Here is a 23,757-nt window from a genome sequence, read left to right as displayed (position 1 = left end):
CCTTGTTTATCGCTGTACGGACTGTAAGGGCTTCGACTGAGATAAAGGAAACACGATGAGCGATAGCGAATCGATGTTGACTTATCGTAGGGAGAAGACCTGAAGTACGTTAGGCGATGCAGTTAGACAGAAAAGCGAAAGCGCAAAATTAAATACTTTCCTATCATAATATTATACTCTTCTTAAAGATGACAATCAATATAAGAGGGCATGCCAAAAGCTGATAACTTTTGACATGCCCTCTTAACCTTTTCGAAAACAGTTGTTTTTCACTTCTATTTTTTTATTATTTGCTTTATCCCACTCTTAATGGTCAGTAAGACCCCCACCTCGGGGAAGCTGAGAAATCGAGGAAGCTAGGTGGGGGATAACTGATCGTAAAGATCCGATAAGTTCAACTAACCATCAGTGGGGGATGAAGAAAACCCCCACTGATGGAAAGGTTCACTTTATTAATATATTTATTTTCCGATTTTTTTGTCTACAAATTGATGAATACGTTCAACTGCTTTTTCTAAATTCTCTAATGAGGTAGCATAAGATAAACGTAGATAGTCATTTGTTCCAAAACCAGAACCTGGCACTACTGCAACCAATGCTTCTTCCAGCAAGGCAGCCGCAAATTCATCCACAGAAGAATAGCCTGTTAATTCTGCAGCTTTTATTGCGTTTGGAAATAAATAAAAAGCGCCTTTCGGTTTCAAGCAGGTAATTCCAGGAATTTCTGTTAATTTGCGATGAATGATATCCAGTCTTTGCTGAAATGCTTGATTCATTTCTGCCAATGCATCCTGCGGTCCGCTGTAAGCTTCAATTGCACCATACTGGGCAGATGTTGTAGGATTGGAGGTGCTATGACTTGCAAGGTTTGTCATTGCCGTAATAATTTTTTTATTTCCTGCTGCATAACCGATTCTCCATCCAGTCATCGAGTGAGATTTAGAAACTCCATTAATAACAATGGTCGCTTCTTTTAACTGTGGAGATAAAGAAGCGATGGAAACATGCTTTGCATCTCCGTATACCAGTTTTTCGTAAATTTCATCCGAAATAATGAAAATATTATGCTCCAAACAAACTTCGCCTATTGCTTTTAATTCAGCTTCTGTATAAATCATGCCAGTTGGATTGCTTGGAGAATTAATAATAACAGCTTTTGTTTTGCTAGTGATCGCCTGTTTTAATTGTTCAGGGGTAATTTTAAACTCGTTTTCTTCTAAACCATCCACATACACTGGAACACCATCTGCAAGCTTAACTTGCTCCGGATAGCTAACCCAATATGGAGTTGGAATAATTACTTCGTCTTCTTCGTCTAAAATCACCTGAAATAGCGTGTACAATCCATGTTTTGCACCATTCGTAACAATAATTTGTGAAGCTTCATAATCAAGACCTTGATCTTTTTTAAATTTATTTACTATTTCTTCTTTTAGAGCTGGTAAACCGGCAGCAGGAGTATATTTTGTAAGCCCTTCATTCATGCTTTTTATTGCAGCATCTATAATGTTTTGCGGTGTATTAAAATCTGGCTCTCCTGCACCTAAACCAATTACATCATATCCTTCTGCTTTTAGTGATTTTGCTTTTGCTGTTATTGCCAATGTAGTAGATGGTGTTAATGCATTAACTCGTTGTGCCAATCGAATATCCATTATGCTTTCTCCTCCAACCAAGACCTTTTGAATTATATATTTTCTATTTTTAGAAGTATTTCTCCTGTTTCAAAATCCAAATAATAATAATTGATTAAATTATTAACTGAGTGAGTATATATTTCCCAAGAAGGTATACCTTTTATCATCCCTAAGCGCACAGTATCTATTTTATCCGATGATTTCTCAGCAATTAATAGACGAATGGCTTCATTTTTGGTTATACCATCCTTTTGCTTTTTAACAGTAACTGTTTGCTTTTTCTCCTCAATCCATACAATCAACTTTTCCTTTTTAGCATTGCTGCCTTCTACTATAGAATAAGTATGTTTATCTGTTCCGTGAAACAGTGTTACATTATCAACACTTTTTAAGCCAGCTTTTTCTTCTGCAATTGCTTTTGCCTTAGAACTAGCTGCTTTTACCGGCTCAACTGCATTTAAATAAATATTTATCACAAAACCTAATAGGATAAGAGCTGCAATTACCGTAATCCAAATCCATTTTTTCATTTCGTTCATCACTTCTTTTTATTCATTCAATATTCTTTTTCTTGCTGTTTTTGTATTGATATACAATTTTTTCTGTTATTCACTATATTATTTTCTGTTTTATTTATCTAATTAAAAAGCAAGCAGTTTTTATGACAAATAGTTAGTGATTGTGCACATCAGTTATTATAACAGCATACCTAAACAGAAAGAAACCTTTTTCCCTTTAAAAATATTCAAAACTATTATTTTTTTTTATGTCTTTATACTAAAATTCCTTTATTCTTGATAAATGCCCTTCAGATTGTAAATTATTACAGCCATTCTTTAATAAAGACAAGCATTTCGTCCAGCTTCGTTGCTTTGACAGGAACAGTAGGAATAGACTGCAAAAATGTCTTTCCATAGGATGTTGTAATAATTCTTCTGTCAAAAACCACAATAAACCCTTTGTCTTCTTCTGTTCGGATTAATCGTCCAAAGCCTTGCTTAAATCGCAATACAGCTTCAGGGAGACTATTTTCTAAAAAAGGATTGCCTCCATTTTTTTTAATTTGTTCATTCTTTGCTTCTGTCAACGGTTCATCTGGCGAAGAAAATGGCAGTCGAACAATAATTAGGCAGGATAGATCCTCTCCAGGTATATCAATCCCTTCCCAAAAACTATTCGTTCCCATTAAAATGGCTTTATCATATCTTTGAAAATTTCTCGTTAGGCGCATTCTGCTTCCTGCTGTAATGCCTTGTGCCAAAATGGCATACTCTTCTAGAAAACCGCCTTCTTTCATTAAATCATACGTTTTTCTAAGCATATCATAGGAGGTAAATAAGATAAGCATTCTTCCATTAGTAGCTTCAGCAATACGAATGATGTGATCCGCCACGGATACTACGTATTCTTCCAACGGAACTGTATTAATTTCAGGCACTCCTTCAGGTATTAACAGCTGAACTTGTTTGTCATATTGAAAAGGAGAAGGTATTTGTTCTTCTTTATGATTGCTGTTTATCAAACCAAGAGATTCAGCATAATATTGAAAAGAGTTATTAACGGTCATTGTTGCAGAGGTAAAAATAATGGTATTTTTACGAGAAAAAAAATCTTTTTGCAGTCTATCTGATATAGAATAGGGCTGTGCATATAATATTGCATTATTTGGATAGGTTTTCAAATCTGCTTCCAGCCAAGAAATGCTTTCATTTTCCCGCAAAAAAATACTGCGAAGCGAACTCGTATATTCTTCCCACTCTTTTTGAATCGCAGTAATTCTTTCTACAATCATCAATTGCTCAGAAGACAATGTTTCATTCATTCTTTTTAATGCATTAATTTTCTCTGTCACTACTGTTTGACAGTCTTTAAAAAGAAATACTAATCTATCCGCCACACCACGCAGAAGACTCCATTCTTTTGTATCATTGTTTTTCACCCGAAAACTTGTTTTTGCTACGACATTTTTCCGCCCGTATTTTTTTGCATAGCGCAGCAGCGTTCGAAAAAACTCCTCTAATTCAGCTTGCAAATCATGAAATAATTGATTATCTTTCCGCATATATCTGTTTTCATCATCGACTAAAAAAGACTCCAGTCTATAGAAATACTGCTTTTGCTCATATGTACCAATTGCATTAATGCTCCATTTCATTTGAACATACGGGAGCTGATAGCCAAAATGTTTTGTTGCTGCTTTTTCAAACTGATGACCTTCATCAATAATTGCATATTCATAAGCAGGAAGCAGTTTCTGTACTGAGGTCATATCTTTTAAAAGAAGGGCGTGATTTGTAATGATTAATTGTGCTTTTTGCGCAGCATTTCTGATTCGGCGATAAAAATCTTTTGGCGCCCAGGCCTTTGAAATGGATAAAGAAAAATTCCCGTCATTTTTTATTTTATCCCAATAAAGTACGCCGCCGCTCGAAAGATTTAATTCATCTCTATCGCCTGTAGATGTTTCTGTCAGCCAAACAAGAATTTGCATTTTCGTTAAAATAACATCATAATTGTCATCTTGTTCAAAAAGAGAGACTTCAAATTTATCTAAACTGATATAATGATTTCTGCCCTTTATTATGGTATAGGAAATAGAAAAAGGCAAAATTTTTTCTAAAAGCGGCAAATCTTTTTGAATTAACTGTTCTTGCAGCTGAGTAGTAAATGTACTTATTATCAGTTGTTTATGATGATGAGCTGCAAAATAGGATGCAGGAATTAGATAAGCTAATGATTTTCCAACACCCGTTCCTGCTTCTATTAAACTATGCTGATTCTGTTCAAATGCCTGGTATATGGAGTCCATCATCTTTAGCTGGCCATGTCTTTTTCGATAAAAAGGAAGTGCTCTTTCCATCACTTTATCCAAACGACCGGATTCAAATAAAGGAGGGGGGCTCATTTTTTTCTGCATCTTATCTATAGGTTGAACCTTTAATGCCAACCCACGATATATTTCCATATTTTCTGGTATGTATTCTACTTTCTTTTGTTTCTCATTTATGATATTGTCAAGCACTAAATCAGCATCGCTTTTTAATGAACTGCTTAATTTCTTTAATTGTTTTAGCGTTTGAAGAGGAAAGTTCTTCATTTTCTTTAATAATATAAGCAGTAGTTCTGCCGTTACATAAGCATCACTATCAGCCTGATGCGGTCTTGTATGGTCAATTCCTTCTTGTAAAGCCAAATCGGTTAACTTATAGCTATCTGCAGTTGGAAATAAAATTCTTGCTAATTCCACTGTATCTAAAACTGGCCCGTAAAATGCTTGATATCCTGCCTGCTCCAATTCTTCTGATAAAAAAGATAAATCAAACAAAACATTATGTGCTACAAAATAGGCATCTTGTAATAATACTATAATTTTATCCGCTATTTCTTCAAATAGCGGGGCTTCTTCCACCATCTCATCATTTATTCCTGTTAATTCCTCAATAAAGGGATTTATTGGCTGCAAGGGATTAACTAATGATGAAAATTCTTCAATTATTTTTCCGTCTTCTACCACGACAGCAGCGAATTGAATAATTCTATCCCCTTTTCTCGGAGAATTACCATTTGTTTCCAAATCAATGACGACGTATTTATTCTCCATTACATCCACCTCAAACTTTCAGTCATTCAAAAGGTAACATAAAATTGATAAAAGGAAAAGATATTACTTTCACGCTGTTTATGTATAAATGCTTTTAGACTTTTCTGCTGCTTATTATTCCATTTTTTCCACAAAATTATTAAAAAAGACTTCGAATTGCCATTCCATACAAAAAGAGAAGGCTTCTACCATCCATGGTAATTCAGCTCTTCCCTGGTTGTTCACGCTTTAAAATTCAGACGTTTTCGATCTGCTTTAAGTTTAGGGGCATCTAATTTACACACTAACAAGAATGTTCAGCAGTTCCACAGCCTTAAATTACTGTTTTTTCCGGCTCCTGATGCAATAACGTCATTATTTTATTATTTTCATCCATAATAGCTACTTTAGGTTTATGATCAGAAATGTCGTTATTTGCTACTAGTGCATAGGAAATGATGATTACAATATCTCCTTCTTGCACTAATCGTGCTGCTGCTCCATTCAGACAAACAGTACCGCTTCCTCTTTTACCAGGAATGATATATGTTTCAAGTCTTGCACCATTATTATTATTAACTATTTGCACCTTTTCATTAGGTGCCATCCCGACAGCATCCAAAATGTCTTCATCAATCGTAATGCTTCCAACATAATTTAAATTAGCTTCTGTAACGGTTGCCCGATGTATTTTTCCGTTCATCATCGTACGAAACATTATCTATTCTCCTAACTTTATTCAAATTTACATTTACATCGAAAGATCAAAAATAATATTATCAATCAATCTAGCCTTTTTAAACTGCACAGCGATTGCTACTATCACCTTGCCAGAAGGCTGATTAATTTTCTCCAATGCAGGATACGTTAAGATTTCCAAATAATCTACTATCCCGCTTGATTCCTTTTCCACCTTATCTTTTAAGTGGGCAATCAAATCATCCAGTTGATTATTTCCTTTTATTAACTCTTCTCTTGCAGCAGCAAGCGATTGATAAAGAATTCCTGCTTCTTTTCTTTCCTCTTGGGAAAGCCGGACATTTCTTGAGCTTTTTGCTAAACCGTCTTCTTCACGAACCGTATTCACCGCTATAAGTTTGATTGGAAAATGAAAATCTTCTATTAATCCATGAACTACTGCTACTTGTTGTGCATCTTTTTGCCCAAAGTATGCATGATTTGGCTGAACTAGATGAAAAAGTTTAGTTAACACCGTTGCAACTCCATCAAAATGACCTGGACGAGAACTACCACATAATACATTCGTTCTGGTGTGCACCTTTACTGTTACAGAAGGAGTATCAGGATACATTTCTTCCACTGTTGGATAAAAAAGATAATCCACTTGCTCTTCACATGCTACTAGAAGGTCTCTATCAAAATCTCTTGGATAAGAATCTAAATCTTCTGTTGGACCGAATTGCAGCGGATTGACAAAAATACTTAAAATGACAATTTCATTATTTGCCCGTGCCTCTTTTAACAAAGCGCGATGGCCTTCATGAAGATAACCCATTGTCGGTACAAAACCTATTACTTTATGTTCCTTTTTAAGATTCGTTGTCAATGCTTGCAGTTCTTCTTTTTTTGTGATTATTTTTGTTTTTGTTAATATGCTCATTGTTTTCCTCCATAAAGACGATTCATTTCTTCTTCTTTCATTGTAAAGCTATGTTTCGTTTCAGGAAATTGACAAGTTTTCACTTCTCTAATATATTGTTCTAATGCAATGGAAATAGTTTCATTTATATTTGTATACTGTTTAACAAATTTAGCAACACGTTCAACGCCGTATGTCAGCAGATCATGATAGACAAGAACTTGGCCATCCGCATCGACACCTGCACCAATTCCAATGACAGGTATATGCAATTGGCTGCTGACCTCTTTTGCAAGCTGCATAGGGACACACTCTAATACAATGGCAAAGGCACCTGCTTTTTCGCACTTTTTTGCATTTTCTATTAGAGCAAGCGCTTCTTGATAGTTTCTCCCTTGTACTTTGTAGCCTCCTAATACCCCAACTGTTTGAGGGGTTAATCCTAAATGCCCCATTACTGGGATGCCCGCGTTTGTCAACAGTCTGATTTTATCGATTACATCATCTGCGCCTTCCAGTTTAATAGCATTTGCACCTGTTTCTTGGATAAGCTTTGCTCCATTTAGTAAAGTGTCCCTTTCGGAAAGATGATAACTCATAAATGGCATGTCGATAACGATAAAAGTATCCTTGGCACCGCGCTTTACTGCCTTTCCATGATGGATCATATCATTCATTGTTACTGGAACCGTCGAATCATATCCAAGGACAACCATTCCTAATGAATCACCTACCAAAATCATATCAGCATTCGCCTTTTCCACCTGCTTAGCAGAGGGATAATCGTAAGCCGTAATCATCGTAATTTTTTCCTTCTGCTGTTTCATCTTTTGAAAATCTGTTGTTGACTTCATTATGTCCTCCTTAAATTTGAAGAGGGTAGTTCAGAACAAAAAAAAGAGACTGCCCCATCATTTAACCGTTTCCAAGCAGCCCTTTTTACGATCCTTTATTGGATCAATTGCAAAAAAAGCTGGTATAGAATTAGTCTTATGCTTTTGAGACAGTCTCGTCACGTTTAATTTTTCGTTTCCTCCCTCTGTCCCTGTCCATTTTTGGATCTAGGCAGAATTAATTAAAATAAGGCAGAATGCTTTTTTAGGCATATTTGCCAATGCACTCAACTCTTTTATCATGGTTAAAGCTAGACATTTTGTAGCTTTAAAATGATGGTTTTGATGACAAAGATCCTTGCTAAAGGTGCAGTTCCTTGAAGATACTGCCCAATAAATGCATTATATCAAACGATGCAATTTCTTACTATAAAAAAATTACCATTAAATTAATATATCTGCTGAATAAATATGATGCGTTTCTCCATTTTCATCTTTTAGTAATAATACTCCATCATCGGTAATGCCTAATGCGATTCCTTGCATATTACCTGCGAGAGTCCTTGCCGTTACTTTTTTTCCTATGCTGACTGCATAGCTTTCCCATAATAATTTAATAGGGTAAAAACCATTCTCTAAAAAGAGGGTATACAGTTTTTCTATTTGCATAAGGATGGCTTGGATAATTTGGGCCCGATTCCAAATTTCTTTTGTTTCAATGGCAAGTGATGTTGCAATCGATTGAATATCCTCTGGATAATCCCCAAGCTCCTGATTTACATTGATGCCGATCCCAATAATAACTGATTGTATACGATCGCTTTCCGCCTGCATCTCTGTTAAAATCCCGGTTACTTTTTTGCCATTTATCAAAAGGTCATTAGGCCATTTTATTTGTGCCTGCACCCCTGTTATTTCTTCTATCCCTTGAACAACAGCTACTGCTGTAAGCAAGGTTAATTGAGGAGCATGCATAAGAGGAATATTGGGTCTTAAAAGCAAACTCATCCAGATGCCTTTAAATTTAGGAGAATGCCATTGACGATTCAGCCTTCCTTTTCCTCCAAGCTGCTCTTCGGCAACAACAAGGGTGCCATTTTCTGCTCCTTCTATTGACAGTTTATGTGCAATCTTTTGCGTTGACTCCACCGTTTCCTCATAGTAGATGCTTCTGCCAATACTTTTTGTTTTCAAACCGAACCGAATTTCATCTGGAATTATTTTTTTAGGGCCGTTTAGAATCCGGTATCCCTTTTTACGCACGGCTTCTAGTGCAAATCCGTCTTTTCTAAGTTCTTCGATATGTTTCCAAATGGCAGTTCTTGAACAACCTAATACATTTGCCAGCTCTTGGCCAGAAATATATTGATCTGGTCTGCTTGTAAAAGCTTCAAGCAATCTTTTTCTTAAATCAGATGACACGATTGGAGCCACTCCTTTATTACCGATTTCTCGTTTTGAACTTTTTTCGTCAAAACTGCTTGCTCGACAACCTCCAACAATTCTTTTATCCACGGTCCTGAAGGCTTATTGCTCCAAGCCATAACATCCCGTCCAGTAAGGGCAAGATCTTGTCTACTTTTTATTGGCAGTTTTTCATAACTCTCTTTTAACAGCTGCAAATCTATTTTCTTCTGCAAAAAAACGTTAGAAACTTTTTCTGAACTGTATGCAATAGGAAGTGTAGCTTCATACAAATCTTTGGCAGTCCAAGGATAAACTTGAACCTTTAAAACAAATATAATAATTTTTTGGATCTGTTTTATGTTTTTAACCGGCAGCTTCCAATCCCGCAGAAACGCTTCAATGGATTTGTTTTCCTTCCGATTTAAAAGCAATAGAAATAAAGCCCACATTTCCTGACGATTTAGCAGCTTGGTATCCAGCAAAGATAATTGGACGACAGCGTGCTCTTTTCCATTTAAAGCAGGCAAATATTCGTATATCTTTGTTTCCGCCATATCCTTTAATGCTTTATTTCTCGCAACACCTTCCAGCAACTTTTCAAATTCTGCTGTAATTCTTTCTACTGAAATTTCTTTCAGCAGCCGTCTATTTTCCATAATGGACTTTTTGGTATCTGCTTCTAATGTAAAATCTAATGTGCTGATAAAACGAATTCCCCGCATCATACGAAGAGCATCTTCTTGGAAACGCTCATTAGCATTTCCAACAGTGACAATTTGTTTATTTTTCAACGCATCTTTTCCATGAAAATAATCAAGAATCCTGCCGTTTTTATCCATTGCCATTGCATTCATCGTAAAATCTCTACGTTTTAAATCATCCTTTAAATTTCTTACGAAAAACACTTCAGATGGTCTTCGGTGATCTATATAGGTTGACTCTGTCCGAAAAGTGGTAATTTCATATGTATGTTTGTGAAATAAAACCATCACGGTACCATGCTGAATTCCAACATCAATGGTCTGATCAAAAATAGTTTTAATTTCTTCCGGTGTGGCAGATGTCGCAATATCAATATCATGTATTTCTTTACCTAATAATAAATCTCGGACAGAACCGCCGACAAAATAAGCTGCATATCCTGCACTTTCAATTTTATTAATGATTGGTATCGCTTCTTGGAAAAGGTTGTTCATACTACTCACCAGTTTTCATCAGCGTCTCATAAATTTTTTCGTATTGATTAACAATCAACCCTGCACGGAAATGCTCTTTAACACGTTGATAAGATTGATGGGAGAACTGCTCATGAAGCTCCTTGTTATTTAATAAATAAGCTGCTTTTTCCCCGATTTCTTCAATATTTCCCAATTGACAAAGAAAGCCAGTTTCGCCATCCACAATTACCTCTGGAATGCCGCCGATATTTGTGCCAATGCATGGCACACCACATGCCATCGCCTCTAATGCGACTAAGCCAAAACTTTCTTTTTCGGAGAGCAGCAGCATTAAATCACTTATAGAATACAGTTCTTCTAAATTTTCTTGTTTTCCTAAAAATAAAACACGATCTCTTATTTGCATTTCATCTACCAGCTTCGTTACATTGCTCATTTCCGGTCCATCCCCAACAAGCAAAAGCTTTGATTGGACTTTTTCTGCAAGATGATAAAAGGCTTTAACTACATCTGGCACTCGCTTCACACTTCGAAAATTGGACACATGTATAACGACTTTCTCCTCTGGCTTAATGCCATATTCTTCACGCAAATAGGAAGATTCAACTTTTTGATAGACTCTCTCATCAATAAAATTGTACAACACTTCAATGTTATTCTTTGGCTGAATCAACTCATACGTTTGTTGTTTTAAAGATTCTGAAACAGCTGTCACAACATCTGATTGCTCAATCCCAAATCGGATGCTGTCTGATAAAGAAGGCTCATAACCTAATACTGTAATATCTGTACCATGCAATGTTGTGACAATCTTCACATCTCTTCCACTCATTTGCTTAGCTAATATGGCACAGACCGCATGGGGGATTGCATAATGCACGTGAAGTAAATCCAACTCTTCCCTCTTGATTACTTCTGCCATCTTGCTGCTTAAAGCAATATCATATGGAGGATACTGAAAAACAGAATATTGGCTGACTTCCACTTGATGATAATAAATATTGTGATACATTTTTTTCAATCGAAATGGAAGGCTGGAGGAAATAAAGTGAATTTCATGTCCTTTTTCTGCTAGCATTTTTCCAAGTTCTGTTGCTATAACTCCTGATCCTCCAACTGTCGGATAACAAGTAATACCTATTTTTAATTTTTTCATTCTTTTTCACCTAATAAATCATTATTCAACAGCAACGGTTTTTTCTTCATAAATCCTTCAGCAAAGGCCACTCCTGCTTCTTGTCCAAACAGTTTTTCTCTTGCTTGAATACTATCAATATAGCCATTTACCAATGGGGTATCAACACTTTCTGACGATTTTACAAATTGACTTTTATAGCAGTTCAGCGCTTCTATTTTTTTATCCATAAAACTACTTGTATCAATTAAAAAATCAGGTTTCTGAAAACCGTTGATCATATAGTAATAGCTATTTTGAATTTTGTGTGCTGTTGTGCTTTCTACTTGAAAATTTTTTATACCCGCTGAAAATACCGCCTCATCGACTAATTTCGCACAATTCCCATGATCCGGATGACGATCAAGCAAAAATGGAGCAAAAACGATTTTCGGTTTATATAATCGAATAATTTCCACTATTTTCTTTATGGAAGATTCTTGCATATATAAACCGCGATCAGGAAGATCAAGGGTCACTCTTTCAGCAATTCCCAAAACATTTCCTGCAGCAAAAGCTTCTTTTTTCCGATTGTCAACCGTTCCATTAGATGAAAGTTCGCTTTTGGTTAAATCACAAATCACGACTTTTTTTCCTGCTTTTGCATATTTGGCGATGGTTGCCCCCATGCCGATCTCTACATCATCAGCATGGGCCCCAAATGCCAATATATCTACATCCCAGTTACTCTTCTGTAAATTTTTCTGTTTTTCCATGTACAACATTTCTCCATTCTATATCACCATGCTCTAATCCCCGTATTAATACTTCCCCTGTTCCCATATTGGTTGCCAGTGGGACGGAATACACATCACATAAACGAATAAGAGCAGTAACATCCGGTTCATGGGGCTGAGCTGTTAATGGATCACGAAAGAAAAAAACCATATCCATTTCATTGTTGGCAATTTTTGCTCCAATTTCCTGGTCACCGCCAAGTGGACCGGAACAAAAACGATGCACTTCTAAACCAGTCGCTTCCGCTATTTTTAAACCTGTCGTTCCTGTTGCAAATAATGTATGTTTTGCAAAAATTGGCTTATAAGCAGTCGCAAAGCGCACCATATCATCTTTCTTTTTGTCGTGAGCAATTAAGGCAATATTCATGCTTCTCCCCCTAATCAATTATATTTTCCAAACCGTATACAAGCACATTCACTTTTAGCACTTCTTCCACTGCAATTTTCACCCCAGACATAAAGGATGTGCGATTATACGAATCATGTTTTAAAGTTAATGTTTCCCCGTCTGCTCCAAACATTACCTGCTGATGAGCAATTAATCCTGGCAAACGAACAGAGTGGATGCGCATCCCATCAAAATCTGCTCCTCTTGCACCTGGAATTGTTTCTTTTTCTTCTGGATGTCCCTGCTTTTTCGTTTCTCTTACTTCTGCGATCAATTCTGCTGTTTTGACTGCTGTTCCAGAAGGAGCGTCCAATTTTTGATCATGATGCAATTCAATAATTTCAGCATCTTTATAATATTTCCCTGCAAGTTGTGCGAATTTCATCATTAGAACTGCTCCTAATGCGAAATTAGGCGCAATAATACAGCCGCGATTCATTTCTTCACATAAATTTTCTAATTCCTGCAAATTTTCCGTCGTAAATCCTGTTGTGCCTACTACTGGACGAACGCCATAGCTTAAAGCTGTTCTCGCATGATGCATGCCATACTCTGGAGTTGTTAAATCAATCAGCACGTCCGGTTTTTCTGTTTGCAAACATGTATCTATATCTGTATAAATCGGCACATCGAATGACGCAAATCCATCTAGCTCACTTAATTTTTTCCCCTCATTTTTATGATCTAAAACGCCGACTAATTGAAAATGATCGGTACGCCCAGTTAAATAAACAGCCTCCTTTCCCATTCTTCCTCTAGCTCCTGCAATTACAATTTTCACTTTCTCCACTTTATATACGCTCCTTCAATTTGTTTTTATGTATTCATGTGTTTTATTCGCCGTACTATCTATCTTACGATTACTCTTTTCTTGTCCAGCGGTCTTTATCTCTTGTATTAAATTTATGCATGACTCTATCATGCGCTTCCTCTAAATCAATATGTAAAGAATTTGCGAGACAAACTAAAACAAACAGCATATCGCCAAGTTCATCATTTATTTCTTTTTCATTTTCGGTTGATTTTTTCGGTTTCTCTCCATAGTGATGGTTTATTTCCCTAGCCAGCTCTCCCAATTCCTCTGTTAATCGGGCTAGCATGGCAAGTGGACTAAAATATCCTTCTTTAAATTGGCCAATATAATCATCCACTTCCTGCTGCAATTCTTTTAATGTTTTCTCTTGTTTCAAGCCTTCCACCTCATGCCGTAAAAAGTATTCAACTTATCCACTTACATGTTAGCTAATCTAATAGGTTTTTACAATCATTTTAGCTTTTTTCACAGAAAGAAGTGGTCCGTTTTATCGCTCATTCCATTTCCAAGTCGTTGCTCTTCATTTGTCTATTCGGTATAATAAATAAGCTATAAGCATACCCACCGTGGAAAAACTGTCTTATTTTGTTTACCTTCTTATTTATCCCACACTTAACGGGCAGTAAAACCCCCACCTCGGGGATGCTGAGAAATCGAGGAAGCTAGGTGGGGGATAACTGCCCGTAAAGATCCGATAAGTTCAACTAACCATCAGTGGGGGAGGAACAAAACCCCCACTGATGGAAGGTTCACTTTATTATTTGTCCATTTCATTTATTTTAGCTAGTTATGTTTTATTGAAAGAAGGAGATTTTTTGTTAAAAGGCATAAAAATAAAAAATATATTTTTTATTCTTTTAGGTTCAGCGATTTTTTCCTTTGGAATTGTGCATTTTAATATGCAAAATAATCTGGCAGAAGGCGGTTTTACCGGTTTAACCTTATTATTATTTTTTAAACTACATATAGATCCTTCTTATACAAATCTAATATTGAACATCCCTCTATTTTTTGTTGGATGGAAGCTGCTTGGAAGAAATGTGTTTATCTATACCATTATCGGCACAGTCGGCGTCTCGATCTTTTTATGGTTTTTCCAGCTTCCTTACATTCAACTGCATATTCCCCTAAAGGAAGATTTAACGTTAGCAGCGCTTTTTGCCGGTACATTTATCGGCATAGGGTTGGGGATTATCTTTCGGTTTGGAGGAACAACAGGCGGGGTGGATATTATCGCAAGGCTCTGCTTTAAGTTTTATGGCTGGAGTATGGGAAAAACGATGTTTCTTTTTGATGCATGTGTGATCACGTTATCGTTGATCTTTTACTTAACATACAGGGAAGCTATGTATACACTTGTTGCTGTTTTCGTTGGCTCAAGAGTGATTGACTTCATGCAGGAGGGTGCCTATGCTGCAAGAGGTGCCATGATAATCTCTGATTTCAATGATGAAATAGCGGAAAAAATCATGAGCGAAATGGATCGTGGTGTGACTGTTCTAAAAGGGCATGGTTCGTTTACGAAAAAACAAAGAGAAGTTCTTTACTGTGTTGTTGCAAAAACAGAAATTGTCCGTTTGAAATCTGTCATAACATCTATTGATCCACATGCCTTTGTATCCGTCAGCGTTGTCCACGATGTACTTGGGGAAGGATTTACTTTAGATGAATACAAAAGACCGCTTGAGCGATAACATTGCTGTAAATCTAAAAAACAGCAGGATGAAAGCCCTACTTTTCTCCTGCTGTTTTTTTACTAATGATTATCATGTATTTCTTTCACACGTTTATCAGAAGGCAATAATAGAGACAAGATGCCCATTAAAGGTAAAACACTGCATAAAAGCATAATGGTTTGCAGATCATATTTATCGCCAAGCACCCCTAAAATTACTGCTCCAAGTGCTCCCATTCCAAAAGCTAATCCAACAATTAATCCAGAAACGAGGCCAATCATTCCTGGCAGTAATTCCTGTGCATACACAACCGTCACACTAAAGCTTGATTGCAGAATAAAACCAATTATAATTAATACTGGACCTACAAGGTCAATAGGCAAATGTGGAAGCAATAAGGTAAACGGTGCAGAGCCTAGCATGGAAAACAACAATATTTTCCTTTTTCCAAATCGGTCTGCTAAAGGTCCACCAAAAAACGTTCCGACAACCCCTGCAAGCATAAATAAAAATACATAAATTTGGGCAGAACGAATCGATAAATCAAATTTATTAATCATATAGAAATGAAAAAAATTATTTATGCCTGCTCCATACCAAGATCTTGCAAACACTAAAAAGATTAGCAAGTTGATTGCGATGATAATTTCTTTATTTATATATAGCGATTTTTTTGTTTGTTTCTTTTTTATTGGCTCTCTTATTTTTAGTTCACTTTTATACCAAGTGGAAACAGAAAAAAGCACAAACATGCCGGCAGCTGCCAAAAAGGTAAACCAAATGGTGCCAAACTGGCCAGTATAAAAAAAGATAAATGCAGTAAATAATGGAGCCATCGATTGGCCGGCATTGCCGCCAACTTGATAGATGGACTGTGCCAATCCTCTTTTCGTTCCTGCTGCCATATAGGAAACACGTGAGCCTTCAGGATGAAATATAGCGGAGCCAAAGCCGATGAATAGTACAGATAAAAGTACAAAATAAAAATTGGTAGACAATGCCAGCCCCAGCATGCCCAATAAACTGGAGAACATAGCGATTGGCAATAAATAAGGTGCTGGACGCTTATCTGCCAAAACACCAAAAAAAGGCTGCATGATAGACGATGTAATATTCAGGGTAAATGCAATCCACCCTACTTGTGTGTAATTAAGATCCATCGACTTTTGAATAATCGGAAATAACGCAGGCACGACTGACTGCATGCAATCATTAATAAAATGACCTGCACTTATCGCAAATAAAATTTTATAAACCGTTAATTGCTGCTGTTTTTGCAGCTGTTCTGCTGTCTGCAAAATACCCCTTCTTCCTGTTGATTATAAGCTGATTTTACATTCCATGCATCATTTTGCACGACGTTTGATGACAAATCTTATTATACCTCGGAAAAGCTCGCAAAAATAGGCATTAGCAGGATTTCTCTGGAACTCTCTTTAAAACTTGAGATGATGAGTAGTGAAATATGATTTTTTTGCCATAAAAAAAGTGCGCTGTTATTTAATAACAACGCACCCCAGACTATCGAAAAAAAAGCCATTGTTTATAAAGTGAACCTTTCCATTAGTGGGGTTTTCTTCATCCCCACTGGTGGTTAGTTGAACTTATCGTACCTTTACGGGCGAGTTTCAACGCCTATCTTCCTCGATTTCTCAGCATCCTCAAGGTGGGGGTCTTACTGCCCGTTAAGTGTGGGATAAAGTTTTAATCTTCTCTTTGCATCCCAGTGTAAATCAGAATTAAACGAATTAATTCTAAAATAGCAACTGCTGCTGCGGCAACATACGTTAATGCAGCTGCATTTAATACTTTTTTTGTTTCCCGCTCTTCATTATTGCGGATAATTCCTAACGAAACGACTTGATCCATCGCCCGATTTGACGCATTAAATTCAACTGGCAATGTTACGAATTGAAACAATACTGCTGCAGCCATAAATAAAATACCTACCAGCACAAAATTGGCTAAATTAGCAAACATCCCAATTAATATTAGAATCCAAGAAAAATTGCTGCCGATATTCGCAACTGGAACTAATGCATGGCGAAAGCGCAAAAAGGAATAGTTCTGCTGATCCTGTATCGCATGACCAACCTCGTGTGCAGCAATCGCGGCTGCAGCTACAGAATGTCCATGATAATTATTGCTTGAGAGGCGAACCACTTTAGTACGAGGATCATAGTGGTCAGACAATACCCCTCTTGTTTCCTCTACTGTTACCTCATATAAACCATTTTTATCCAAAATTCTTCTTGCAACTTCTTTACCTGTCATAAAAGATGAAGAAGCTACTTTTGAATATTTATTATAAGCTCTTTTAACTCTTAGTTGTACCAAAAGAGGAACCAAGAGTATAAGAATAAAATATACTATATACATACATTTCCCCCAATTTCACCTTGTTATAGTAAGTTAATTGTAAGTAAAGGAAAACGCAGAGTCAAATTTTATGATTCGATTTTCTTTTCTTTTTTTTATCTGCTTTATCCCCTAAATATTTTCTCCAACCAACATAGGATAATGTAAGAATGATAATACTTCCAGTTGAAATAATAACCCACCAAAGGGAAGGATCTGCATCATCTTCATACACTTGATTAAATACATCTTCCAGCTCCCCATGCAACGCCGTTAATTCATCTTGCTGACCACTGCTATTATACACTTGAAGTCGATACTTGCTAATAAATTGAACGAGAGCATTCAGATTTTGAAACTGTCCTGTTGCTACATCCAGCTTTAGACTGGGATAAATAATATCGTATAAAGAAAGAAACGCCTCCATTTTTTCTTCAAAAACCTGTTTATTTCCATTTTGTGCAGCAGCTTCCATTTCATTGTAAGCAGTCATTACAGGGTCCTCCATTTGAGTCCATAAGGGCTGCTGCCCAGAAGAAAGGGCGTCTACTGCCAAACGAAACTTCGTAACCGTGTTAACTCGCTCGTTCATATCCATTGAAGCATTTGTCGTTGCCTCCACTGCTTCATCATGCGCTGTAGTAACAATTCGCAACTCGTCCATCGTAAAAGGATTCTGTTTTACTGCTACATTGCTAAATTGATTAGAAAAATATTCAAGAATTTTTTTAGCGTCTTCATATCGAGCGGATTTTACAAGCTGTAACGCTTCGTCGGATAATGAGTCTAATTCATCTATAGGCGCATTTTGATCTGCATCTGCATAAACCGATAATGAAATAGGTGCAAGCAGCATCAATAACATAACTAATACAATCAATTTAGCCTTCATTCCATGTCCCTCCCCTGTATCCTATTAAAAATGTATGTAGAGGTGGACAAGGTTAGACTAATAATTTTTTATTCGTGCACTAACTTCCATTTCAATCTATTCTTTTTTTGTGTTAGATAATAAATGGTGGCAATGCTTGCAACGCTTAGCCAAAAAGTAAAATAGCCAATTTGCTGCATATATTGATCTAAGACTTTGTAACTCGGCATCATAAAGAATACATAATCGATAATATCATTATGCAATGTCCAAACAGCTGCTATAACAACATGTTTTAATTTTATCCGATAAAACGGAGCATACAATAAGCCTTGCATCGCCATTGCTCCATGGGACAAAATCAGCATAAGTCCCTCTTTCTCCACCATTCCTAATTTTAAAAATACGAGGATATTCATTACTACTGCCCATATGCCATATTTAAATAAGGTGATGGCAGCTAAAGACTCAAATAACGGCCAATTTTTTTTCCATAAAAAAGCAATGAGAACGATAACAAAAAACAGACTTGCAGTTGGACTATCTGGTACAAATGCCAAAAATATTGGCGGTGTTTCTTCTAATTGAAATCGATACCAGTAATACCCATAAGCCGTTCCCAACACGTTAACTACAAGCAATAACACTAAAAAGGAACGATTGCTTAATATAAAATACAACCATTTCATCTATGTATACTTCCTTTCGTCTGACTATTGTTTTATCCCACTCTTAACGGGCAGCAAGACCCCCGCCTCAAGATTCCGAGAAATCGAGGAAGATAGGCTTTGAAACTCGCCCGTAAAGGTCCGATAAGTGCAACTAACCATCAGTGGGGGATGAGGAAAACCCCCACTGATGGAAGTTTACTTTATTTTATCACAAGAAAGTTAGAAACAGATAGTTTAGCCACCAAGGGGAAACAGAACAAACCCCCGATGATGTTAATGAACCAGCATTAAAATAAAAAAACCAATAAATCAACAGCGATTTTCCTTCGCTGTTGACCTATCGGTTTTTCCCTGCAATCATTTACCAGTAATTTAAAGAAGTTTTAATCTATTCGTCAGCTCTTGAAATGATTGTTCATCTCCATTATCCAAAGCTTCATCGATTAATTTCAGTATTTTTTCTTTTTGAAATTTTTCAATGCTTGATACAAGAAATTGTTCAGCAATTAACCTATCTTTTTCGCTAATTTGTAATTTTTTTGATATAAATGGATTTTCGACCAATACAGCTGCATATTGATGCGCTTGATTAGAAGCATAAAAATTTAATTGAATATAAATATCTTCATCTCTGTTTAAACGGATATCATGAAAAGATTTTTCTGCATCGGTTGTCATGACATTTTCTTTATAAAATCGGAACGGAACTTCATCAACACAATGAGTGGACATCACCAATCCTCGTGGACAACTTTCCGCATTTTCAACAAAATGGACTTTTTCCATTAATTGATCGTGGCTCATTAAATAATTTAAAATCCAAACACATTCCCGTCTCTTCAATTGATAATGATTTAAAAACCAACGAATGAAGTCTTTTTTCTCGTTGACAGATACAGGGGTTTTCATTTTTTATTTCCCTCCTCTGCTTGCAACTAATTTTTATTTTTCTTCAAACTCCCCTTAAACAGATGCCTTTTGCTTGTAGTCTAGCTGCTTTTTTGACCATTGTGTTTGTAGCTCATTTCCATTTCAAAAAGGATTACAATAAAGCGATTACTCTGTTAACTGATCGATGATTTCCATATACTCGGCATTGCTTGGATCACTTTCTAAAAGCTTATTAAAAATTTCGGCAGCTTCCTTCCTTTTTCCTTCTTCTAAAAGAAAATATCCATAATCATATAGAAAATCTGGTTGATCTTTAAAATAAGTATATGCTAATCGGTATTTGTTTAATGCCTCTGAATATTTTTCCAATCCTTGTAAAGATTTCGCTGCATCCCACAGAAATTGTGGTTCTTCTATATTTTGGCCTTCCATTAATTGAATTAATTCCATTACGTCATCAAACCTGTCTTGTGTAAAAAACAATTTATTTAATAAAAGTACTGCTTCAATAAATTCAGGATCTATCGCCAGAGCTTCACGAAATTGTTTTTCAGCATTTCCTTCATCCCCTAATTTTAACGCAAGCTTGCCGGCATACAAGTATAAATCTTTGTTAAATTCATCTTGTTTCATGCCATCTGATGCTGCCTCATATGCTTCTTTAAGCATTTCTTCTCTTTCATATGCTTTAGCCAAATATAAATAAAGAGAATGAAAGGACGGATCTAAAGCTTTGACTTCCTCTAAATGGTGTATGGCACTTTGAGTAAAACCAGCCTGCAGAGACGTTAATCCAAGATTAAAAACCGTGTTAATCTCCACTTTTTCTTCCAGCGCCTTTTTATAATACGTTACCGCTTCTTCAAATGCACCGCCAGCACTTAAACAATCTGCCATTCTTCCATTTATGTTTACACCGCCAATAACTGTTTCAGCCTGAAGCACAATCTTATAGGCATTGATTGCATCCATTAATCTGCCTTGCTCGGCATATAATTCTGCCAATGCAAAATCAATGATAATCTCTTCCGGCAAAATCTTCTTCGCCTGATGCAGCTTTTGTTCACTTACTTCATATAAGCCATCCATCTGATAAAGATCTGCTAATAACAATAGCGCCTGAGGAAAACTTGCATCTTCAGAATTTATCTTTTCTAAAATAGAAATAGCTTCTTCTTCATTTCCAAGCTCCATTTCTGATTCAGCCAAAAGAACCAATAGTTCCCCTTCTTCTGGATATGCTTTTAGCAACAGTGTAAATAATTGCTTCGCTTCCTCTAAAAAACCTAATTGAAAAAACTCTTCCCCCAAAACAAACCTTTCTTCATTCGAACCACTTTTTACTATATCATTATAATATTGCAATGCTTTTTCCTGTTGTCCTTCTTCCAATAAAGCAATAATTTCGTTTACTCGTTCCATGTATTTTCCTCTCTAGACTCCTCCTATAGCAAAAAAGGAAGGTACTTTTACTTCTATTTGTTCACCAAACCCAGGACGAAAATAAACTTTTTCACCTGCTCGAATACAAACACCTTTATGAATCGTAAATTGTATTCTATCACTATGATAATGAAACAACTCATTTTGTTCAATATTTAAGATTTGTCGATTTTTTTCATACAGATTATAGGTAACATCTCCCCCTTGATAAATATTTCCTTTAAATGGGTAAATCCCTATTTTTATTAAGGTAGAGTACGAAATAACTTCACCTTCTGTCACCTCTTCTGGGACAGAAGGGATTTTTGCATCTCTCATAATTGCTGCCCAAGCATCTAATGTTTTTCTCTTTTCTTGTTCATCCTTTATTAGTAGAACAGGAACAAGAGGACAATTATACGGGAACATCGATTCTTTTATCCAGCCCCAAGGTACTTTATATAAATCTTTTTTTTCTTTTATTTCAACAAAAACGGCAGGAATTCTTTCCTTTTTGCATTTTCGGATAAAAGCAGCTGACAATAGCTTCAACGGTATTTTAATACTAATAATATAATCTATGGAACAATTCATCAAAACATTTTTCATTTGTTTGAATTGCTGATCTAATTCCTTTTCCTTATTTATTTCGCAGCAGGTTAAAAAGGACGTAATTCCTTTTTTTATAAAATTATTTTCAATATAGTTTTTCTGTTCTTTTACGGATGGAATTTTTGTTACTTTATTATCTAAAATAATGGGAGTAGGGGTCATTATATATGGCGCCCCGTCCATTCTAACACATCGATACTTTTGAAAGGAAGGTCTTATCATTTCAATTCGGTTTCCTTGAATTAAAATGGATGTTTTTTTAAATTTTTGTTTTTTTAACACGGTAATGTTATCAATTATATATGCCATTCAACCACCTCCAGTCATTTTAAGACAAGCTATGATTTGATTTTATAAAATATGACTGACCGGATTAAAAATAATCACATTAATCTATAATTTTAAACATCCTGCATTTTCCCCTTCCCTTTTATAAAAATAGGCTGTGATAAGGCTAATTGTTGAAATGGACACTTTGTTGATTGGAGCGGAAGGCGAGGCTCCAAGACCGCTCGCGGTAAGCAAACGCCTCTCGCTGCAATCAACAGGCAAGTTTAACAGAGCCAAAAAATAAAAAAAAACCCAGTCAATACTGACTGAGTTAGAATTGCATCAAACTATTCAAATGATCAAAAAACGACGGATAGGAGACAGAAATTGCTTCCGCATTTTCCAGTGTAAGCTCCCCTTCACAAATGATGGAAGCAATCGCCAGCATCATTCCGATACGATGATCTCCATGGCTATCAACAACAGCTCCTTTTAGAGGAGTTCCACCGTTAATAACCATGCCGTCATCTGTTGCCGTAATATCTGCACCTAGTTTTTTCAGTTCATTCACAACCGTATCAATTCGGTTTGTTTCTTTTACTTTTAATTCATGTGCATCCTTTATAACAGTAGTTCCCTTTGCTTGTGTTGCCAAAAGAGCAATTACCGGAATTTCATCGATTAGGCGAGGAATAATATCCCCTTCCACCGTTACTCCTGAAAGGCTGCTTGTTTTGACAACTAAATCGCCAACTGGCTCAAATACTTCCGTTTCGTCTATTTTAACTTCCAATGCTGCACCCATATTCTTTAAGACATCCATAATACCAGTACGAGTAGGATTTAACCCAACATTTTTCAGCTTAATTTCACTGTTCGGCAGCAGACAGCCTGCTACCAAAAAGAATGCTGCAGAAGAGATATCTCCAGGTACATGGATTTCCGTACCAGTTAATGTTTGACCTCCCTGAATATGTATGGCTTTTCCTTCCACCTTTATCTCTCCGCCAAATCGATTGATCATTCTTTCTGTATGATCTCTTGTAGCAACAGGTTCAATAACTGTAGTCGTTCCTTCTGCTTGTAAACCAGCAAATAGTACCGCGGATTTTACTTGTGCACTGGCAACTGGCAGCTGGTAAGAGATAGCTTTTAAATTGCCTCCACGAATAGATAATGGAGTAAACTCTCCTTTGTTTCTCCCATCAATTTGTGCACCCATAGTACGCAATGGATTAACCACTCGTGTCATTGGACGTTTTCCGATAGAAGAATCTCCAATTAATGTACTATGAAAATCTCTTCCTGAGAGAATACCTGATAAGAGACGAATCGTAGTTCCTGAATTTCCAACATCCAATATATCTTTTGGTTCTACTAAACCATCCAATCCAATTCCTTCGATAATTACTTTTTCGTCTTTATGCTCAATTGTTACACCAAGCTTTTGAAAACAAGAGATTGTACTTAAACAATCGTCTCCCATTAAAAAGTTTGTAACCGTTGTTCTTCCGTTTGCTATTGCTCCAAACATAACGGAACGGTGGGAAATCGACTTATCTCCTGGAATAGAAAGTTCGCCTTGTAAACTTATCGGACTTGCGTTTAATTTTATTGGTTCCATCCATATCACCT

The 23,757-nt window shown here is 36.3% G+C and carries 22 protein-coding genes; 1 reads left to right on the top strand and 21 read right to left on the bottom strand.

What is annotated here, in order from left to right; translation table 11 throughout:
- Positions 1-461 precede the first annotated feature (461 nt).
- From ACTYBU_RS19290 to ACTYBU_RS19230, 13 genes are all read right to left on the bottom strand, one after another.
- On the bottom strand, positions 462-1,649 hold the full coding sequence (locus ACTYBU_RS19290; protein ID WP_445492291.1) for a pyridoxal phosphate-dependent aminotransferase: 1,188 nt from the start codon (positions 1,647-1,649) through the stop codon (positions 462-464).
- Between the two features lie 38 nt (positions 1,650-1,687).
- Positions 1,688-2,167, bottom strand: coding sequence for a cell wall elongation regulator TseB-like domain-containing protein (locus ACTYBU_RS19285; protein WP_445492239.1), 480 nt, complete (start codon positions 2,165-2,167; stop codon positions 1,688-1,690).
- A 293-nt stretch (positions 2,168-2,460) separates the two neighbouring features.
- Entirely contained in the window at positions 2,461-5,238 is a 2,778-nt protein-coding gene (gene dinG, locus ACTYBU_RS19280; protein ID WP_445492237.1) for an ATP-dependent DNA helicase DinG, read from the bottom strand.
- Between the two features lie 313 nt (positions 5,239-5,551).
- A complete protein-coding gene (panD, locus tag ACTYBU_RS19275) occupies positions 5,552-5,935 on the bottom strand; it encodes an aspartate 1-decarboxylase (protein ID WP_445492235.1) in 384 nt (127 codons plus the stop codon).
- Positions 5,936-5,968: 33 nt separating this feature from the next.
- A complete protein-coding gene (gene panC, locus ACTYBU_RS19270; protein ID WP_445492234.1) occupies positions 5,969-6,838 on the bottom strand; it encodes a pantoate--beta-alanine ligase in 870 nt (289 codons plus the stop codon).
- Complete coding sequence (gene panB, locus ACTYBU_RS19265) at positions 6,835-7,671, bottom strand: 3-methyl-2-oxobutanoate hydroxymethyltransferase (RefSeq protein ID WP_445492232.1); 837 nt, start codon at positions 7,669-7,671, stop codon at positions 6,835-6,837. Before panB ends, panC begins: the two co-directional genes overlap by 4 nt.
- Positions 7,672-8,094: 423 nt before the next feature.
- Positions 8,095-9,072, bottom strand: a complete 978-nt coding sequence (locus ACTYBU_RS19260) for a biotin--[acetyl-CoA-carboxylase] ligase (protein ID WP_445492230.1) — start codon at positions 9,070-9,072, stop codon at positions 8,095-8,097.
- Entirely contained in the window at positions 9,057-10,253 is a 1,197-nt protein-coding gene (locus ACTYBU_RS19255) for a CCA tRNA nucleotidyltransferase (protein ID WP_445492228.1), read from the bottom strand. Before ACTYBU_RS19255 ends, ACTYBU_RS19260 begins: the two co-directional genes overlap by 16 nt.
- 1 nt (position 10,254) lies before the next feature.
- On the bottom strand, positions 10,255-11,391 hold the full coding sequence (bshA, locus tag ACTYBU_RS19250; RefSeq protein ID WP_445492227.1) for an N-acetyl-alpha-D-glucosaminyl L-malate synthase BshA: 1,137 nt from the start codon (positions 11,389-11,391) through the stop codon (positions 10,255-10,257).
- Entirely contained in the window at positions 11,388-12,125 is a 738-nt protein-coding gene (gene bshB1 / locus ACTYBU_RS19245; protein ID WP_445492225.1) for a bacillithiol biosynthesis deacetylase BshB1, read from the bottom strand. The genes bshA and bshB1 overlap by 4 nt, the downstream gene beginning before the upstream one ends.
- Positions 12,094-12,516 (bottom strand): methylglyoxal synthase, encoded by a 423-nt coding sequence (gene mgsA / locus ACTYBU_RS19240; RefSeq protein ID WP_445492224.1) that lies wholly within the window; start codon positions 12,514-12,516, stop codon positions 12,094-12,096. The genes bshB1 and mgsA overlap by 32 nt, the downstream gene beginning before the upstream one ends.
- A 10-nt stretch (positions 12,517-12,526) precedes the next feature.
- Positions 12,527-13,327 carry a 4-hydroxy-tetrahydrodipicolinate reductase gene (gene dapB, locus ACTYBU_RS19235; RefSeq protein ID WP_445492222.1) on the bottom strand — a complete coding sequence of 267 codons (801 nt, stop codon included), beginning with the start codon at positions 13,325-13,327 and terminating at the stop codon, positions 12,527-12,529.
- A 70-nt stretch (positions 13,328-13,397) separates the two neighbouring features.
- Positions 13,398-13,727 carry a nucleotide pyrophosphohydrolase gene (locus ACTYBU_RS19230; RefSeq protein ID WP_445492220.1) on the bottom strand — a complete coding sequence of 110 codons (330 nt, stop codon included), beginning with the start codon at positions 13,725-13,727 and terminating at the stop codon, positions 13,398-13,400.
- A 439-nt stretch (positions 13,728-14,166) separates the two neighbouring features.
- Here ACTYBU_RS19230 and ACTYBU_RS19225 point away from each other — a divergent pair, with 439 nt between their 5' ends.
- Positions 14,167-15,045 (top strand): YitT family protein, encoded by an 879-nt coding sequence (locus tag ACTYBU_RS19225; protein WP_445492289.1) that lies wholly within the window; start codon positions 14,167-14,169, stop codon positions 15,043-15,045.
- 62 nt (positions 15,046-15,107) lie between these two features.
- On the opposite strand, the gene ACTYBU_RS19220 is transcribed toward ACTYBU_RS19225, so the two are convergent.
- The 8 genes from ACTYBU_RS19220 to aroA form a co-directional block, all read right to left on the bottom strand.
- Positions 15,108-16,325 carry an MFS transporter gene (locus ACTYBU_RS19220; RefSeq protein ID WP_445492218.1) on the bottom strand — a complete coding sequence of 406 codons (1,218 nt, stop codon included), beginning with the start codon at positions 16,323-16,325 and terminating at the stop codon, positions 15,108-15,110.
- A 406-nt stretch (positions 16,326-16,731) separates the two neighbouring features.
- Positions 16,732-17,406, bottom strand: a complete 675-nt coding sequence (locus tag ACTYBU_RS19215) for a zinc metallopeptidase (protein ID WP_445492217.1) — start codon at positions 17,404-17,406, stop codon at positions 16,732-16,734.
- A 61-nt stretch (positions 17,407-17,467) separates the two neighbouring features.
- Positions 17,468-18,277, bottom strand: coding sequence for a sporulation protein YpjB (ypjB, locus tag ACTYBU_RS19210; RefSeq protein WP_445492215.1), 810 nt, complete (start codon positions 18,275-18,277; stop codon positions 17,468-17,470).
- Positions 18,278-18,345: 68 nt separating this feature from the next.
- Positions 18,346-18,945: a DUF1405 domain-containing protein gene (locus ACTYBU_RS19205; protein ID WP_445492214.1), complete on the bottom strand. Its 600-nt coding sequence runs from the start codon at positions 18,943-18,945 to the stop codon at positions 18,346-18,348.
- 354 nt (positions 18,946-19,299) lie between these two features.
- On the bottom strand, positions 19,300-19,836 hold the full coding sequence (locus ACTYBU_RS19200) for a ReoY family proteolytic degradation factor (RefSeq protein ID WP_445492212.1): 537 nt from the start codon (positions 19,834-19,836) through the stop codon (positions 19,300-19,302).
- 147 nt (positions 19,837-19,983) lie between these two features.
- Complete coding sequence (locus ACTYBU_RS19195) at positions 19,984-21,240, bottom strand: tetratricopeptide repeat protein (RefSeq protein ID WP_445492210.1); 1,257 nt, start codon at positions 21,238-21,240, stop codon at positions 19,984-19,986.
- Between the two features lie 12 nt (positions 21,241-21,252).
- A complete protein-coding gene (locus tag ACTYBU_RS19190) occupies positions 21,253-22,161 on the bottom strand; it encodes a hypothetical protein (protein ID WP_445492208.1) in 909 nt (302 codons plus the stop codon).
- A gap of 292 nt (positions 22,162-22,453) precedes the next feature.
- Positions 22,454-23,746 carry a 3-phosphoshikimate 1-carboxyvinyltransferase gene (aroA, locus tag ACTYBU_RS19185; protein WP_445492207.1) on the bottom strand — a complete coding sequence of 431 codons (1,293 nt, stop codon included), beginning with the start codon at positions 23,744-23,746 and terminating at the stop codon, positions 22,454-22,456.
- Positions 23,747-23,757: the final 11 nt, after the last annotated feature.

This window comes from Niallia sp. 03133, assembly GCF_052663225.1.
This window is presented reverse-complemented; position numbering and strand designations above follow the sequence as displayed.

Coding starts and splice junctions, on each gene's coding strand:
- ACTYBU_RS19285 (WP_445492239.1), bottom strand. CDS start 2,167: ATGAAAAAATGGATTTGGATTACGGTAATTGCAGCTCTTATCCTATTA.
- dinG (WP_445492237.1), bottom strand. CDS start 5,238: ATGGAGAATAAATACGTCGTCATTGATTTGGAAACAAATGGTAATTCT.
- panD (WP_445492235.1), bottom strand. CDS start 5,935: ATGTTTCGTACGATGATGAACGGAAAAATACATCGGGCAACCGTTACA.
- panC (WP_445492234.1), bottom strand. CDS start 6,838: ATGAGCATATTAACAAAAACAAAAATAATCACAAAAAAAGAAGAACTG.
- panB (WP_445492232.1), bottom strand. CDS start 7,671: ATGAAGTCAACAACAGATTTTCAAAAGATGAAACAGCAGAAGGAAAAA.
- ACTYBU_RS19255 (WP_445492228.1), bottom strand. CDS start 10,253: ATGAACAACCTTTTCCAAGAAGCGATACCAATCATTAATAAAATTGAA.
- bshA (WP_445492227.1), bottom strand. CDS start 11,391: ATGAAAAAATTAAAAATAGGTATTACTTGTTATCCGACAGTTGGAGGA.
- bshB1 (WP_445492225.1), bottom strand. CDS start 12,125: ATGGAAAAACAGAAAAATTTACAGAAGAGTAACTGGGATGTAGATATA.
- mgsA (WP_445492224.1), bottom strand. CDS start 12,516: ATGAATATTGCCTTAATTGCTCACGACAAAAAGAAAGATGATATGGTG.
- ACTYBU_RS19215 (WP_445492217.1), bottom strand. CDS start 17,406: ATGTATATAGTATATTTTATTCTTATACTCTTGGTTCCTCTTTTGGTA.
- ypjB (WP_445492215.1), bottom strand. CDS start 18,277: ATGAAGGCTAAATTGATTGTATTAGTTATGTTATTGATGCTGCTTGCA.
- ACTYBU_RS19205 (WP_445492214.1), bottom strand. CDS start 18,945: ATGAAATGGTTGTATTTTATATTAAGCAATCGTTCCTTTTTAGTGTTA.
- ACTYBU_RS19200 (WP_445492212.1), bottom strand. CDS start 19,836: ATGAAAACCCCTGTATCTGTCAACGAGAAAAAAGACTTCATTCGTTGG.
- ACTYBU_RS19195 (WP_445492210.1), bottom strand. CDS start 21,240: ATGGAACGAGTAAACGAAATTATTGCTTTATTGGAAGAAGGACAACAG.
- ACTYBU_RS19190 (WP_445492208.1), bottom strand. CDS start 22,161: ATGGCATATATAATTGATAACATTACCGTGTTAAAAAAACAAAAATTT.
- aroA (WP_445492207.1), bottom strand. CDS start 23,746: ATGGAACCAATAAAATTAAACGCAAGTCCGATAAGTTTACAAGGCGAA.